13 protein-coding genes are annotated in these 14,899 nt (G+C 60.1%); 4 read left to right on the plus strand and 9 right to left on the minus strand.

Annotation, left to right across the window (positions count from 1 at the left end):
- Positions 1–52 precede the first annotated feature (52 nt).
- Together ASG35_RS17230 and ASG35_RS17235 are read left to right on the plus strand one after the other, a co-directional pair.
- A complete protein-coding gene (locus tag ASG35_RS17230; protein WP_056359813.1) occupies positions 53–1,087 on the plus strand; it encodes a M14 family zinc carboxypeptidase in 1,035 nt (344 codons plus the stop codon).
- Positions 1,084–1,845, plus strand: a complete 762-nt coding sequence (locus tag ASG35_RS17235; protein ID WP_056360864.1) for an alpha/beta fold hydrolase — start codon at positions 1,084–1,086, stop codon at positions 1,843–1,845. Before ASG35_RS17230 ends, ASG35_RS17235 begins: the two co-directional genes overlap by 4 nt.
- On the opposite strand, the gene ASG35_RS17240 is transcribed toward ASG35_RS17235, so the two are convergent.
- The 3 genes from ASG35_RS17240 to ASG35_RS17250 all read right to left on the minus strand — a co-directional run bounded on the left by ASG35_RS17240 (position 1,842) and on the right by ASG35_RS17250 (position 6,047).
- Entirely contained in the window at positions 1,842–3,359 is a 1,518-nt protein-coding gene (locus ASG35_RS17240; RefSeq protein WP_056359816.1) for an amino acid permease, read from the minus strand. The two genes, ASG35_RS17235 and ASG35_RS17240, sit on opposite strands and share 4 nt — an antisense overlap.
- Positions 3,360–3,456: 97 nt before the next feature.
- Positions 3,457–4,884, minus strand: coding sequence for a gamma-aminobutyraldehyde dehydrogenase (locus ASG35_RS17245; protein WP_156393215.1), 1,428 nt, complete (start codon positions 4,882–4,884; stop codon positions 3,457–3,459).
- Between the two features lie 245 nt (positions 4,885–5,129).
- Positions 5,130–6,047, minus strand: a complete 918-nt coding sequence (locus ASG35_RS17250) for a LysR substrate-binding domain-containing protein (RefSeq protein ID WP_056359822.1) — start codon at positions 6,045–6,047, stop codon at positions 5,130–5,132.
- Positions 6,048–6,277: 230 nt separating this feature from the next.
- Between ASG35_RS17250 and ASG35_RS17260 the strand changes: the two genes are divergently transcribed.
- Complete coding sequence (locus ASG35_RS17260; protein WP_056359828.1) at positions 6,278–6,577, plus strand: hypothetical protein; 300 nt, start codon at positions 6,278–6,280, stop codon at positions 6,575–6,577.
- Between the two features lie 29 nt (positions 6,578–6,606).
- Here ASG35_RS17260 and ASG35_RS17265 read toward each other — a convergent pair whose 3' ends face one another.
- The 6 genes from ASG35_RS17265 to ASG35_RS17290 form a co-directional block, all read right to left on the minus strand.
- On the minus strand, positions 6,607–7,569 hold the full coding sequence (locus ASG35_RS17265; RefSeq protein WP_082508426.1) for a Csu type fimbrial protein: 963 nt from the start codon (positions 7,567–7,569) through the stop codon (positions 6,607–6,609).
- Entirely contained in the window at positions 7,566–9,818 is a 2,253-nt protein-coding gene (locus ASG35_RS17270) for a fimbria/pilus outer membrane usher protein (protein WP_056359834.1), read from the minus strand. Before ASG35_RS17270 ends, ASG35_RS17265 begins: the two co-directional genes overlap by 4 nt.
- 200 nt (positions 9,819–10,018) lie before the next feature.
- Positions 10,019–10,744, minus strand: a complete 726-nt coding sequence (locus tag ASG35_RS17275; RefSeq protein ID WP_056360867.1) for a fimbrial biogenesis chaperone — start codon at positions 10,742–10,744, stop codon at positions 10,019–10,021.
- 17 nt (positions 10,745–10,761) lie between these two features.
- Positions 10,762–11,286, minus strand: coding sequence for a Csu type fimbrial protein (locus ASG35_RS17280; RefSeq protein ID WP_056359837.1), 525 nt, complete (start codon positions 11,284–11,286; stop codon positions 10,762–10,764).
- A 394-nt stretch (positions 11,287–11,680) separates the two neighbouring features.
- On the minus strand, positions 11,681–13,027 hold the full coding sequence (locus ASG35_RS17285) for a glycerophosphodiester phosphodiesterase family protein (protein ID WP_056359839.1): 1,347 nt from the start codon (positions 13,025–13,027) through the stop codon (positions 11,681–11,683).
- 265 nt (positions 13,028–13,292) lie between these two features.
- Complete coding sequence (locus ASG35_RS17290) at positions 13,293–13,745, minus strand: MarR family winged helix-turn-helix transcriptional regulator (protein WP_056359841.1); 453 nt, start codon at positions 13,743–13,745, stop codon at positions 13,293–13,295.
- Between the two features lie 143 nt (positions 13,746–13,888).
- Here ASG35_RS17290 and ASG35_RS17295 point away from each other — a divergent pair, with 143 nt between their 5' ends.
- Entirely contained in the window at positions 13,889–14,881 is a 993-nt protein-coding gene (locus ASG35_RS17295; protein WP_156393216.1) for a 2-dehydropantoate 2-reductase, read from the plus strand.
- Positions 14,882–14,899: the final 18 nt, after the last annotated feature.

Consider the following 14,899-nt stretch of genomic DNA (forward strand, 5'->3'; position numbering starts at 1 on the left):
CAAGGCGGCGCCTCGCGGTTGCCGCCCATGATTCAATCAACCGGGCCGTGGCATGAGCACTTTACGCGTGGCATCCGAGAGCTTTGCGGAGCTCGACGATCTCAACGCCATTCTGACTGCGGGCGCCAAGCGCCTGCAAATGCGCACGGTCGGCGAGGTGCGTGCGGGCGCACGCACTTTCCCCATTCTGACGGCGACTATCGGCTCGGATGATCCACAAGCGCCCGCCATCGGATTTTTTGGCGGCGTGCATGGGCTGGAGCGCATCGGCACGCAGCTGATACTCGACTACATGCGCGCGCTTTTGCGCCGGCTCGAATGGGACGAACTGCTGCATCAGCAGCTGCAGTCGGTGCGGCTCGTCTTCATGCCGATCGTCAATCCTGGCGGCATGTGGGCGAACACGCGATCAAACCCGAACGGCGTCGACCTGATGCGCAATGCGCCGCAAAACGCCGAAGGCCGCGTGCCTTTTCTCGCAGGCGGCCAGCGGATCGGTTCCTGGTTGCCGTGGTATCGCGGGGCACGCGACAACGCGCTCGAAGTCGAAAGCGAAGCGCTGCTCGGCGTGGTCAAGCAGGAACTGATGAACCGTCCGCTCAGCTTTGCGCTCGATTGTCATTCGGGTTATGGCTGGGACGACAGCATCTGGTTTCCGTACGCGCGCACGCAAAAGCAAATGCCGCATCTTCCCGAGATGTACCAGCTCAAGCTCATGTTCGAGCAGGCGTACCCGCATCACGGCTACGCTTTCGAGCCGCAAAGTCATCAATATCTGCTTCACGGCGATTTGTGGGACTGTGCTTACGACCAGACGCCAGCGCCCAACGTTTTCCTGCCGATGACGCTCGAACTTGGCTCATGGCGCTGGATCCGCAAAAACCCGCGCCAGCTTTTCTCTCGTCTCGGCATGTTCAATCCCGTCAAGGCACATCGCGTGGAACGGGTTCTGCGCCGGCACGCTAACTTTTTCGATTTCCTGACTCGTGCGGCGTTTGCATCGAATAGATGGATGCCTTTGGGCGACGCGCGCGCGCCAATCCTCGAGCGCGCGACGGAACACTGGCAGCGCAAGTCGTCGCGATGAGCGCGTGGATCTTGTTGCGCGGACTCACGCGCGAGGGTCGCCACTGGGGCACGTTCCTGGAGCATCTGCGGCTTGAAGCGGCGATGTCGGGCGATCAGGTCACGCTGCTCGACCTGCCTGGAAACGGCCGCGAAAACGCGCTGACCGCGCCGCTGAACGTAGCCGCCATGACCACGTTCGTTCGCTCGCGCGCGGCCGCCGCGGGATTGAAACCGCCGTATCGGTTGCTTGCAATGTCGCTCGGCGGCATGGTCGCGACCGATTGGGCGCAAAAATATCCTCAGGATATCGAACGATTGGTGCTGGTCAACACGAGCATAAGGCCATTTGCAGCGGTGCATGAGCGCCTGCAATTCGCTGCGTGGCCGCAGTTGCTGCGCGCGGCTGCGTTATGGAACGATTCGCTCCGATGTGAAAGCATCATTCACGGCGTGACCTGCAATCGCACAGACACATTCGACGACGACCTCGCCGTGTGGACCACGATCCGCCGCGTCGCTCCGGTAAGCGCGAAAAACGCGTTGCGGCAGCTTTGGGCTGCCGCGCGTTTTCACGCCGGCGAGCACGCGCCTGCGTGTCCTGTGCTGATGTTGTCATCGAAGATGGATCATCTCGTCAAAGCGGTTTGCTCGGAACGCATCGCGGAAAAATGGCAAGCCGAACACAAGCAACACCCGTGGGCAGGCCACGACCTGCCCCACGACGATCCAGCGTGGACGGTCAACGCAGTCGCCGGATGGTTGCAGACGCAGCGTTAGGGATTGACCACTTCGCCTTCGGCCTTCATTTCGCTTTTGACTTCGGGCGGTCCGGCGAAGCGGTTCCTCACACCGAGTCCATACCAGCAGATCGCCATCACCGCGATCAGCAACAAGCTGATGTACAGCACTTTCTGGTTAGGCGGCTGAATGCCTACGTACACCAGCACCGCACCGCCGAGAACGGCGAGAAGCGCAATCGGCTTTGACCACACGCCGAGATTGAACGGTCCCTTGCGCACCCACGTCTTGCCTTCGGCGCCGAGTCCGGCCGCGACCGGCATCACATACGAGACATACAGGAACACCGCGCTGCCCGTCGACAAAACCGCGAACGCGTCGCCATACAGGGTCGCGGCAATCGCCAACGCGGCCGATACCCAGATCGCCGCGCCCGGCGTGTGGTGGGTATCGTTAACCTTCTTCAGCCAGTTCGACGCCGGCAGCCCGCCATCGCGCGCGAACGCATACATCATCCTCGAGCACGATGTAAGGCACGCAAGGCCGCACAAATAGTTCGACAGGAAGATGCCGATGCCGAGCGGCACGCGCAACCATGTAGGCACGGTGCCAAGCAGCGCGTTGAAGAAGCCGCCACCGGCCTTCACGCCTTCCTTGATATCGGGCATCACGAGCAGGAATGCACAGACCATGATGTAGCCGAACAACGCCGACCAGCCCACCGCGCGCAGCATGCCCTTCGGCACATTGCGGGCGGCGTCGTGCGTTTCCTCGGACGTGTGGGCGGAGGCATCGAAACCGGTGATGGTGTAAATAGTCAGCAACAAGCCCGATAAAAACGCGGCCAGCATGCCCTGCTTCGGCCACGCGCCGCCATCGAAACCGGTGAAGTTGCTGAAGTCGACCAGCCGTCCGAAGTCGAACGGCGTCTTCGAAAATACGAGCAGTGCGAGCGTTAAAATCACGGCGATCGCGAAGATGAGATAACCGGAAAGGTCGGTAAGGATGGTGACGAACTTGATGCCGCTATGGTTCAGCCACGCCTGGCTCAACGTCACGGCTGCAATGAATGCGGTCTGATGCCAGAACGTCAGCGCGTCGGGGTTGATGCCGAACAGCGGCGCGATCAACGTCTTGAAGAAGGGGTCGTAGACACCGAAGTTCACCGATGCCACCACGAAAATCAGTCCCAGCAAATTGAACCACGCGGTGGCCCATCCCCAGCCCTTGTTGCCGAGTATCGAACTCCAGTGATACAGGCCACCGGCCGTGGGATACGACGAAGCGATCTGCGCCATGGATGCCGCCACGACCATGGCGAAGAGCGCGCCGACCGGCCAGCCAATGCCGATCGATGCGCCGCCCGCAGCGCTCAATGCCTGCGGAAACGCCGTGATGCCGCCGGCAAGAATACAGATGATCGAAAACGAAATTGCAAAGTTCGAGAAGCCGCTCATGCGCCGCGCGAGCTCCTGCGTGTAGCCCATGCTTTTGAGTTGCCGCGCGTCGTGGTCGAGCGCTGCGGGGGCGTCGGCCTGATTGACTGGTTCCATGATTTTCCTCTTGCTCGGTTTGACTTCAACGTTGAAGAACGGGTAAGGGACTCGGTTTCCGATGAATCCAATCTGCTGCAGCTTCGTCTTCTTTCCTCTACTCGAATTTCGCCATGATGTGGCGGGCGCACGTGTAGTCCTCGAGCGCATACACCGACATGTCCTTGCCGTAGCCCGAGCGTTTCATGCCGCCGTGCGGCATCTCGCTCACCAGCATGAAGTGCGTGTTGATCCACGTGCAGCCGTATTGCAGTTCGGCCGCGACCTTGAAGGCGCGGTTGACGTCCTTCGTCCATACCGAACTTGCAAGCCCGAAGTCCGAGTCGTTGGCCCACGTGATCGCTTGATCTGCATCGTCGAATCGCGTCACCGATACCACCGGTCCGAACACCTCGCGCCGGACTATTTCGTCGGCTTGAAGCGCACCGGCGATCACCGTCGGCTCGTAAAAGAAACCTCGTGAATGACCGGCCTTCCCGCCTGCCGTAACTTCAATATGACTTTGCGCCGCCGCCCGCTCGACAAAACTCGCCACGCGATTGCGCTGCCGTTCCGAGATCAGCGGCCCCATCTCCACACCTTCCATATGCTGCTCGCCATAGCGGATCGTGCTGACCGCGCCCGACAGATCCGCGACCAGCTTTTCGTAGATCTTCGGCCCCGCGTAGACGCGGCACGCCGCCGTGCAATCCTGCCCCGCGTTGTAGTAGCCGAAGGTGCGAAGGCCTTCGACGACCTGTTCGAGATCGGCGTCGTCGAAAACAATCACCGGCGCCTTGCCGCCCAGTTCCAGATGCGTGCGCTTCAACGTGCGCGACGCGGCTTCGAGGACCTTTTGTCCCGTCGATACATCGCCGGTGATCGAAATCATGCGCACTTCCGGCTGCGATATCAGCGGCGCACCGACCGTTTCCCCGCGTCCGATCACCACGTTGATCACGCCGGGCGGGAAGATCGCCGCCATCAGTTCCGCGAGCTTGAGCGTGGTGAGCGGCGTCTGTTCGGACGGTTTGAGCACCACCGTATTGCCTGCCGCGACGGCGGGCGCGATCTTCCATGCAGCCATCATCAGCGGGTAATTCCATGGCGCGATCGACGCCACCACGCCCAGCGGATCGCGCCGCACCATGCTGGTATAGCCCGGCAAATATTCGCCTGCAAGCTGTCCGTGCTGCGTGCGGCACGCGCCGGCGAAAAAGCGGAAGACGTCGGCGACGGCGGGAATCTCGTCGTTGAGTGCACCAAGATATGGCTTGCCGCAATTCAGCGACTCCAGCCGCGCGAACTCCGTGGCGCGCGCTTCAATGGCGTCGGCGAGCTTGAGCAACATGTTCGCGCGGTCCTTCGGCACGGTCCTGGCCCATGCGGGAAACGCCCGGCCTGCGGCGGCAACGGCTGCCTTGATCTGCTCGACCGAGGCCTCGGCGACACGCGCGATTCCCTCGCCCGTTGCGGGGTTCAGCACGTCTTCCACATCGCCCTCGCCGGCTATGAACGCGCCGCCGATCAGAAGACTGGTTTGCATCGACTGTTCCATACGATCTCTCTTCATAAAGCGATGGCCGATTTTATGGCCGCGATTTTTTTGACCGCCAGCCCGCATCGCAGATAGGAGTCATCGGAAAAACCGAATGCTTGGCGCGAATTGCGCCCTTCATTTGCCATGCTGCAAACGCTGAGTTAAAGGATAGGGAATACCCTTGGGCCAACGCATCACGGCTGAGCGTCGTATTCTGAAAAACAGAACGCGGCGGCTTCAATATCGAAAATTCAGATGATGGCTTTCGCGTGTCCACGCGTATGTTCGCGCGCTACAACCAGGAAGTTCTGCGCCGTTTCGGACTGGGTGAGCCCGCGGCGCCATGCAATGCCAATGTCTATCTTCGGCATTTCTTCCATGATGTTGCGCACTTCGAGCCGGTCGCCGTCGAGAGACCATGGGCGATACAGCACGTCCGGCAAGATCGACAAACCCGCGCCCGTCGCAACGAGACTTCGCACCGCTTCCACCGATGCCGTGCGCATCACCGCGTTCGGCCTCAGTCCCGACGCTCGCCAGTAGGCGTTGGTGTTGTCTTCGAGTTCATCGACCTTGAGCATGATCATCGCTTCATCGGCGATCTCGCGCAAAGAGATGCTGCCCAGACCGCGCAACGCGTGATTTGCCGGCAGCCACAAACGCCACGCCGCCGTGACAAGCGATTCGGTTTCTATCGCCTGCGTGTTCTCGACGTTCGACACGATCAGCACCGCCACATCCAGTTCGCCGTTCACCAGCAAATGTTCGATGTAATCGCGCTGGTCTTCGATCACGTTCACCACGACCTTCGGGAAAACGCGTCTGAAATGATCGAGCAAATATGGCAGAAAATAACCGGTCATCATGGTCGTGACGCCTATGTTCAGGCGTCCCGTCATGGTGTCCGGCCGCGAAGACATGGCCTGCTGCGCGTTACGCACCGCAGCGAGGATTTGATGCGCGTGACGCAAGAACTGATGGCCGGCATGCGTCAGGACCATGCCGCGCGCATGCCTCACGAAGAGTTGCGCGCCGACTTCGGTTTCGAGCGCCTTGATGGCGTCGGTGATAACGGATTGCGAGATGTTCAGCGACTGGGTCGCGCCCGTCACCGATTCGGCTTCTGCAACGGCGATGAAATAGCGCACGCTTCTGAGTGACAGGCTCATGGCGGTCCGGGTTAGGATTGATGGCGAAGTATTTCAGCCCGACTGATTAGCCCGACTATAGCCGAGCCGATAAAACGCGATGAACGGGAAAAGCAAAGCCGAACGCCATCGGCGGTTAAAGTTTTCCGCGGAAAATGCCGTTAACGAACGAGCAACGTCGATATGCGCCGATCCGTTGCAATTCGCGCGTCCGGCGTTTATCCCTCGCAGCGCCACTTACCGAACCCGATATGTTGCGAAAAACCCTGACGCTCGCGGTGGGCACGCTCCTGATGGGCGCGTTTGCATTGAATGCTGTTCCGGCGGAACTGACCACGATCTCTGTCAGCCTCGTTGTGCAGGAAAGCTGCGTCATTCAGTCGGCCATGGAGCCGGCGCCCGTTCTGCGGCCGAGCGTGTCGTGCCTGCACGGTCAGCCTTACGATATCGCGCTCGTGACGGTCGATCCTGCGCAGAAACCCGTCGCGCTGTATTCGTCGGCCGGGACTGGCAATCCGTCAACACCGAGCGTGTGGATGGTCGGCTTCTGAGCCATTGTTTGCCAAAGTCGAGCTTCGCTTCAGAAGCTGATTGTCGCCGTGATGGTGTCGGTGTATGTTCCCGGCGCAGGCGTGGTTTGCGCGGGCACGCGCCCATAGACGGTGATCACCTGAGCGAGCCCTGTACCTGTTCGGGTAACGGTGGATGTGCCCGCTGATCCATCGCCCCAGGGCGTAGCGAACTGTTGATCCGTATATAACTGATAGCCGATCTTCGCGCCGCCCGGACGCAGCATGTTGCGTGCGGCGACCGTACCGTTCACGCCTCCGTCCAGCGTGATTTTGTAGGCATCGCCATTCGTACATTGCGCGGTGATCGCTCCGCTTGCCGTCAGCGCAGAGGTCAGCAATGCGGCCGGCGTGAACGCAATGTTGGTCGCGCTGATGTTGCAGTTGTTGACGACCGTCGCGTTCGCGCTGAATCCGAAGGTGCCGCTCGTGGCCAACGTAGAACATGGGAGACCGGTGCCCAGCAAATAAAACCCCACGTTCAACGATGTCTGCGCGCCGCCAAAACCCTGCGTGTAGAGCGTGCTCGCGTTGCCGGCGGTCGGTACCGTCGGCTGGTTCGCCGATATCTGTCCGTAGACCGTCACCGCCTGCGTAAGCGTGGTGCTGAGCGCCGGCTTCGACATCACGAACGAGATGGGCGTGGTGCCGGTATAAGTCGAACCCCAAATCACCGAGTGCCCTGCGTCCTGATACAAGTCGTACTGCATGGTGTTCGTGCCGTTGGCAAGCTGGCGAGGACTCGTGCCGCCGAGATTCAGGCAAATCTGCGCGTTCGGAACCAGCGTGACGGAGGGCCATGTGCATGTAACGCTCACGGTGCTGGTGGCGGCGAACGCGGTCCGACTGATCGGGCTAACCGAGCCGAAATTAAGATCTGTCGCGACCGCCGTGCACGATTGCGCGCTGGCGCTGCCCGGCATTGAAAACGACAGCACGATTGCCACGGCGAAGAGAAAGAGCATGCGCTTCATCGCATGTCTCCTATCTTGCTCAGGCAAGTCAGTGGTCCGATAGTCGGCAACGAACCATCGTCGGGACGGTTGTAGGCGAACGTCACGCGGCAATGCAATGTGCCGCTATCGACCACGAGATGGTTGTCTTTTTGCAAGCCCTCTATGAACGTCAGCCCGTCATATCCAACAATGGTTTCCTTGCCGCTTTCCTCATGCCGCACGGTCGCGCCCGGCGGCAGCACTTTGCCGTCCAGCCCCTGCAGAATTACCGACGCCGCGCTGTATCGCGTCACGCCAAAATGCGCGAGCACGCCGGATTGCGCTTGCGGCACGAGGTTCAGCGTGGTCGTGGCAATGCGCGCGTCGGCGGGAAGCTTCATGCCGTCGATGCCAACGCGGTTGTCCTGATACGAGTTCAGGTCGGGCACGAGCAAATGGCCCGCGCGATCCGTCACGCCGATCAGGCGGTTTTCATGCAGCACGGGGATCCCGGCGATGCCGTCCGTGGACACTAGCGCGAAGCCATCGTAGATCCGGCGCGAGGGTTTCACGGCGCCGTCCATGAGCACCACGGTTCCCGAGAGATCGAGCGACCCTGTCGTGCGCCCGGAAATCTGCTGCGCGAGCGCGGTCACCTCGCCGCCCGTGCCGAGGTACTGCACCTGAGCCTGCCGATACGGCGACGCGCCCGCGTTCCCCGACTGCACGCCCCATCCCCAGCCGCCATCGTAGTTCGGTGGACGGCTTGCGTTGACGTTGTAGTTCGACTGCCCGTTCTGCCGTCCGACAGTCGTGTTCACCGACGTGTTGTTGCCGAGCCCGAAGCTCACGCTGAGAAATGCGCCGCGCGAATCGCGCTGCCTGAAATCCTGGTAAGCGCTGACGTTCACCGAAGCAAGATTGCCCACGTTCAGCGTGTACGCCACCGACCCGATCTGCGACGGCTGCGCCTGTGGATATTTGAAGCCTATGTAACTTACCGAAAACGTTTGCGTGCTGAAGAAAGGAATGGCCACGGTTACGCGATCGGTCGCGGTGGGCACGGGCGTGCCGTCTCGCGCGGCCAGATCGCCATAGTTGCCGAAGGCGCGGATGCTTTGTGCATCGATGGAAAAATGCGGTTCGATCAGTTCATAGCCAAGGCTCGCCTGCGAGCCCGCAAGACGCCCCGTGCTCGCCGAGAGCGACCCGTTGAGCACGCCCGCCATTCCCATGCGCACGAGAGCGCCGGCGCCTGCGTTATACACGCCGCTGGTGGCTTCGGTATGCGCTTCGAGCGTGAGATAGTCGTTCAGGCCATGTCTTGCCGAACCGCTCAGCGCCGGTTTCGGATCGTACCGAAACGAGTCGAGTCCATACGCGCGGCGCAGGAACCCGGCTTCGAACGAATAGCTCGACAAGCCGGCCGCGAGCAGACGCGTATCCACATAAAGCGGCACGGATGTCTCGATCGTGCGGCCCAACGCATCGCGCGTGATGACAGTCGCCTGACCGCCGCCGGTAATCCCCGGCACGTTGTTCACAATGAACGGACCGCTCGGCACGTTGCCGCTGAACTGGCGCACGCTATTCACATACAGATCCACCGACGAAGGCACGACTGCGGACCCGCCGAATGCAGGCACGGGAAACGTGACGAGATCGGGACGCAACGCGAAGTTGCTGCGCCACTGGAAACCGCCGAGGCGAACCGAGCGCGACCACGCGAGCGAAGACGAGATCGTGTCGCCGATCTGCTTCGTGCTGAGGTCGACAGGGTTCGACGTGCTCCACGATGTGTCGTAGCGTGTGTATCGATGATCGTTCTTGTACAGGTATGCCACGCCGGTATTGCTGAACACGCCGGCGGGATCGAAGTAACGCTCCTCGCTCCAGATCGCGAGTTGCGCATCCGTGTTCGACTGCGCGTAGGCGTCGTAGTTGATCAGGAAGCCACGTGACGATGTCGCGGGCGGCGTTGGGGCGAGCGCGCGGGTATCGAACGTGAAGGGCTTGCGGATCGCGTCCGGCACTTGCAGCGTGACGCGCTGACGGGCGGCGTCGTAGGCGTAATGCAGCCCGTGAATGGAATCGAGCGGTACTTCGGCATCCTCTCCAATTCCGATCTTGCCAGTCGCCAGGCCGATGTTGTCGAGGTCGCGGCCACGCGCCGACAAGCGGCCGTTCAGCTCGCGAAACTGGACGATCAAGGTGGAACGCTCGCCGTTGAGCGCCACTTCGAGATACACGTCATGAGGCTGGTTCGAGCTGGCGTCGGGACGGCCCATGGATTCTTGTAGCGGTTGCGCTTGCGCGAAGCCGCGCGTGCACTCCAGTAAAGCAAGCAGCCCCGTTGCGACAAGCGCGATGCGGAAGCTCGGTGAATGACGTGTGGGGCGTCGTATTCTCATCGATTGAATTGGGACGCATCATGTCAGTTCTCGGCGTCTTTCTCGACAACAACGCAGCGATGATCCTGCTCCGCCGATCAACCCGGCGGCGCGACCGTCACCACTGCCTCGAGCGGTAATGAATTGACAGCAGCCCGAATCGTCACGGCGCCTCGAAGATCGGTGTCGGCGGGAAGCGGCACCGACCACTGGCGGGCACGCCCGGCGAGCGCGTACCCGAGGAGTCCCTTGTTGATCTCGTGGACCTTGCCGGCGCTGTCCACCAGTTGCACCGCCGCGATCTGCGCACGCCTCGCGCCCGTGTTGTCCACGCGCAGGACCCAGCCCTTCGGATCGCGCGCGAGATGCCACGACAGCACCGGCATGGCCGCCTTGCCCGCAGGCTCGACAAACACCGGCACGGAATAGCGCAGGCGAATAGTCACGCCGTCGGCGGCAGCGGTATCGGGCGCCGGCAGTTCGTCGATCAGGATGCGATAGCTCTGCTCGCTGCCGACCGGAGCCGACGCTGTCCGCACGAGCCGCACGAGCTGATCCGCCTGCGCGCCGATCTGGATCAGCGGCGGACTGGCGACGAGTTCCTGCGTCGGCGTGAGCGTGTCGTCCTGATTGGCCTGGTCCCAGCGAAACACGCGGACTTGCCCGTACAAGGGTTTATCGCCGGGATTACGCAACGTGATTCCCGTTGCGCTCTCGCTCGACTGCAGGTCGACCATCACGGGCGATATCTGCAGCGTGGCCGCCTGCACCGCACACGAGAAAACCGCGAACAGGACCGCGCCATAGCGCCTGATACGCGCCACGAAACCGCCGCGGGCGATCAAAAATAGACCGTTGCGGTGACTGTCGTCTGATAGAGGTCAGGCCTCGGCGTGGCTTGCGCGGGAACTTGTCCATACACGGAGATGGACTGCGCGGCCCCGGTGCCCGTACCGGCTACGGTGTTCGTGCCTTGCGTGTTGCCCCAGAGGGTCGTGCGGCCCGCGTCCTGATACAGCTGGAAGCCGACCGTTGTCGCGGTGTTCCCCGTGGCCGTCCCGGCAAGCAAGCGCGCCGCAACGGTCGAGCCGCTCACGTTGCCGCCGTCGAGTCCGACGTTGTACGGCGTGGTGTTCGTGCACGTGACCGCAAGGGTTGTTTGCTGATTGATCGCTGCTGCCAACACGCCGTTAGTACCGAAATTCAAGGGTGTTGCGGCGATGGTGCAATTGGCCTGCAGCGTAAGCGACACGGTGAACGTGGCGGTCGCCGTACCATTTGTATAAACGGCAGCATTTGCGACTTGCATAACCGGCGCAAAAAGCAGCGCGCCCGCAAGCAAGGAAGAAATGAATCTTCGCTTCATTTTTGGCACCTCTCTCTCATTGCGCTGACTTGATTTATATACGGCGTTGCAGCAGCGCTGAGAATCATATTACCTATCGAATTAAACAATTCCAAGTTAATTGATCAAAACGTTGTTTCGAATAACTTTATGAGGTCGGGTTAATACCGATCAAGTTGAGGGTTTGTCATTTAGATCGCCGCTAGCTGTGAGCCAGAAGCTTGCTAAGCGGTCTTTGACCAGCGTTCAATTGGCTAAGACGAACAAAAATCCAACGCGGAACCGGTGCGACTGGCGGCCGGGTTTAAAGCACTTCAAAGATCCATGCAATAGAAGATCAATAAAAACGCGCGGCGGCCTGAAATCCGCCGTCGCGCGCTGTGCCACTCACTTCAAACCAACAACATTCAATTGATCAGCGTCCAAGCTCCTTCAAATAGGCCGCACGTGCAGCCACGCCCGTATTTGCAAAGTCTGAAAATACGCCGTCCACTCCAAGCCTATAAAACTTCAGGTATTCCGCATTCGGGTTGCCTTGATAATCCGCTGCGAGATACTTCTTCTCGTTGCGGAACGTAAAGATGTGGACGAACAATCCGGCCTTGTGTGCGTCGCTTATCACCGTTGTAGCCGGCTGCGTGGTCGCCGCAGTCGTCGAGCCGGAGAACGGCGTGCCATCCGGGTTCGTCGCGGGAAACGGCGTGATCTTGAGCGGCACGATCTGCGGTTTCCACGGACCGATTCCGTCGGCGTAGGTCTTGATTTCGGCGAGACCTGCAGGCGTGAGCATTGCGTCGAACCAGCGCGAATCGCCGGCAATGGTCCAGTCGAACGGTCGGCTGTCGGTGATTTCGTTGTAGATCACAGCGCCCGTCTTGTAGTCCGTATCGTAGCCGTCGATCAGTTGCACGACTTTCGTATTCAGGCCGTGACTACGCATATATTTCAGGCTGCCCGGCTCGAAGCTCTGCACGAACACCGCAGCGGTTTTCGTATTCAGGCCGTTGTCGTTGAGAATCTTGATCAACGCGTCTTCCAGCGGATGGCCGCCAGGCGCGCCGCAACCATTCGCGATCGCCTGTGCGTTGTTCCATGTCGGGTTCTTGGTCTCTGGATAAACGGAGATCGGCCGGCCGGTCGACGCACTCTTCGCCTTGGCAATATCGATGATCTGCTGGAATGTCAGCACCGGATATTTGCCATTGAATTCAGCCGGACGCTCGCTGGCTGCATCGTAGGTCGTGCCGCCGATCAGCGTGGTCAATTCCTGCGCGGTGAAGTCGGTCACGGACCAGTCGTTGGTGTGATCTTCACCATCCACGATCAAAGACTTCAACACCGACTTCGGATCGGCGGGATTCGTCAGATCGGTGAGGTATTGCGAAGGACCCGTTGCGGGTGTAGTCACCCATTTTACGTTGACCATTACGCCCGGAACAACACGTTTGCGCGCCGCCACCGACGCGTTGGTCTTTGCAACATCGGCGATATTGGTGTTATCCGAAAGCCAGGGATTGTGACGTGCCACCAGCACGCAATCCTTCGACAGATGCAAGTCTTCTTCAAGCGCATCGGCTCCGCTATCGGCGGCGAGTTCGTAGGACGGCTGTGTTTCTTCGGGGCGCAATCCTGGCAATCCGCGATGCCCGATCACCATCGGCTGCTTCCCATCGAGCGTGGAAAAAGCGGCGACGGACGGCGGGTTTGCGTTGTCGTCGTTGCCATTGCAACCAGCAAGCACGCTTACGCCGATGAGCACCATCGCTACCGCGATACCTCTAAGCGGGAAAGGCAGGCACTTATGCTTTCGTTCGTATTTCATATAGTTTTCCGTAAGGTGTTTTAATTCTTACGGATTATTGCCAGCGGTCGGTGACGCGGATGTGACTTCTATTCCGAAGTCCCGCTGGTCAAGCTGCCTGGACGTCCAGATCAACAAGTACGAACGTAAGGTCCAGGTGCAATCGAGCATCTCAAGCCAGTGCAATTTGTATGTAGATTGATACTCATGGAAGGCCATTCTTAGCTTAATCAGCCACTTCCTCCGCGCACTGAGCCGCGACCAGTTTCGCGAGCATCGAATGCATTGCCTTGCGTTCGACTGGAAGCAGCGCCCCGAGAATCTCGTCGTTTTGCGCCTGTGCGATGGCTGCCGCGCGTGTGTACGTTTTCTTGCCCTTTGAGGTCAGCGTCACGACAACACCGCGCCCGTCAGATGCGTTCGATGTCTTTTCCACCAACCCCTTTTTTTCGAGAATGTCCGTGGCGCGGCTTGCCTGGCTGCGATCCAGATTGGACGCTCGGCCCAGGTCCGATACCGACAGCGCACCGAATGAACCGACGCTCAGCAAGACGCGCGCTTCAGTCAACGTCAGCGCTATTCCATCGCTAAATGCTTCGTTCATGGCTTTATCGGTTTGTTTCTTCAGCACGTGCAGCCGGTAAGTAAACAGGCTTTGAATCATGGGCGTACCGTTCATTTCTCTCCTCTGGCGTTTGTCTTTAGACGAAAGCGCACCGCATTGAATTTGACGATGCTTGCGCACGCATCAATTAATAGATAGCATCAGCTTAGCTCAATCCCGGGGCCTTCGGGATAGGAATCGCTTTCGGAGACACAGTCTTGAACACGCAAGATACAAAGATCACGGTGGTTGGTGGCGGCGCAATTGGCGGCGTTATTGCCGCGCGACTTGCGCGCGCTGGCGTGGCAGTCGGCTTGCTTGCGCGGGGCGCGCATCTCGACGCTATCAAACGAAATGGCCTTGCAGTGATCGAGGGCGAAGATCGTTATGTTGTCAATGTCGATGCAACCGACCAGCCCGCAGCTTTGGGCGTGCAGGACCTGCTTTTCATCTGCCTGAAAGGACCTGCGTTGACCGCGGCGGCGACTTCGCTAAAGCCGCTTGTCGGACCCGGCACGCACATTGTGTCGGTGATGAATGGCGTTCCCTGGTGGTATCTGAATGAGTTCGGCGGCGCGCTTGCAGGGCAGCGGCTCGAGTCTGTCGATCCCGCAGGCGTGGTATCAGAAGCGCTGCCTCAGTCGCAAGCGTCGGGATGCGTCGTGCATATCTCATCGGCGATTGCAGAACCCGGCGTGATCAAGAAAGGCTACGGCAATGAACTCATTATCGGGCCGGGATCTGCGCAAACGGCCGAGCGTGCGACTCGTGCCATTGAACTGCTGCGGCGCGCCCAGTTCGATGTAGTTGCATCCGACAACATTCGTCGCGACATCTGGGTGAAGCTGTGGGGCAACATGACCATGAACCCGATCAGCGCCCTCACGCGGTCCACCGGCGACATGATCCTGGACGATCCGCTCACCCGGAGTCTGGTTGTATCGGTCATGGAAGAAGCGCGGCGCATTGGCAAGGAGATTGGCATTGAACTGACCATGACCACCGACGCCCGCAACGCAATGACGCGCAAGCTCGGTGCGTTCAAGACATCGATGCTTCAAGATGTCGAAGCCGGCCGTCAACTGGAGATCGACGCAATCCTTGGCGCGCCTTACGAGATCGGATTGAAGGCAGGCATTCCAGCGCCGTTTATCAGCGTGCTGTACGGACTCGCGGGGCAATTAAATGCGAACCTGATCAAGCGAGCATAAGCCCTTCAATCAACATCA

Origin of the sequence: Burkholderia sp. Leaf177, assembly GCF_001424345.1 — a bacterium.
Taxonomy (GTDB): domain Bacteria; phylum Pseudomonadota; class Gammaproteobacteria; order Burkholderiales; family Burkholderiaceae; genus Caballeronia.

Bases quoted from the DNA above. Each gene is read 5' to 3' on its own strand.
- ASG35_RS17230 (WP_056359813.1), top strand. From the start codon at position 53: ATGAGCACTTTACGCGTGGCATCCGAGAGCTTTGCGGAGCTCGACGAT.
- ASG35_RS17235 (WP_056360864.1), top strand. From the start codon at position 1,084: ATGAGCGCGTGGATCTTGTTGCGCGGACTCACGCGCGAGGGTCGCCAC.
- ASG35_RS17240 (WP_056359816.1), bottom strand. From the start codon at position 3,359: ATGGAACCAGTCAATCAGGCCGACGCCCCCGCAGCGCTCGACCACGAC.
- ASG35_RS17245 (WP_156393215.1), bottom strand. From the start codon at position 4,884: ATGCAAACCAGTCTTCTGATCGGCGGCGCGTTCATAGCCGGCGAGGGC.
- ASG35_RS17250 (WP_056359822.1), bottom strand. From the start codon at position 6,047: ATGAGCCTGTCACTCAGAAGCGTGCGCTATTTCATCGCCGTTGCAGAA.
- ASG35_RS17260 (WP_056359828.1), top strand. From the start codon at position 6,278: ATGTTGCGAAAAACCCTGACGCTCGCGGTGGGCACGCTCCTGATGGGC.
- ASG35_RS17265 (WP_082508426.1), bottom strand. From the start codon at position 7,569: ATGAAGCGCATGCTCTTTCTCTTCGCCGTGGCAATCGTGCTGTCGTTT.
- ASG35_RS17270 (WP_056359834.1), bottom strand. From the start codon at position 9,818: ATGGGCCGTCCCGACGCCAGCTCGAACCAGCCTCATGACGTGTATCTC.
- ASG35_RS17280 (WP_056359837.1), bottom strand. From the start codon at position 11,286: ATGAAGCGAAGATTCATTTCTTCCTTGCTTGCGGGCGCGCTGCTTTTT.
- ASG35_RS17285 (WP_056359839.1), bottom strand. From the start codon at position 13,027: ATGGTGCTCATCGGCGTAAGCGTGCTTGCTGGTTGCAATGGCAACGAC.
- ASG35_RS17290 (WP_056359841.1), bottom strand. From the start codon at position 13,745: ATGAACGGTACGCCCATGATTCAAAGCCTGTTTACTTACCGGCTGCAC.